General features: G+C 36.0%; 1 tRNA gene. It reads left to right on the plus strand.

Annotation, left to right across the window (positions count from 1 at the left end):
- The first annotated feature begins 17 nt into the window (after positions 1 to 17).
- Positions 18 to 93 (plus strand) — tRNA-Ala (locus AUR67_RS07110).
- Positions 94 to 267: the final 174 nt, after the last annotated feature.

Genomic DNA, 267 nt, shown 5'->3' on the forward strand with positions numbered 1-267 from the left:
TAAGTACCAGCATATGTGGGGCTATAGCTCAGCTGGGAGAGCGCCTGCCTTGCACGCAGGAGGTCAGCAGTTCGATCCTGCTTAGCTCCACCACTTTTACTCCTTAAAAATAAACATTCTTAATCAGGTAATAAACTGCTTGAGAATAGAGTGTGTTTAATTTTGAGAAGTTTATTCTCTTGCTCTTTAAAAATTTGGAAAGCTGATATTAAAATTCTTATAGATATTCGTATCTATAAAGAGTTTTCAAAAGTAAAAAATATGCCA

Origin of the sequence: Pseudoalteromonas sp. XI10, from assembly GCF_001469895.1 — a bacterium.
GTDB lineage: Bacteria > Pseudomonadota > Gammaproteobacteria > Enterobacterales > Alteromonadaceae > Pseudoalteromonas.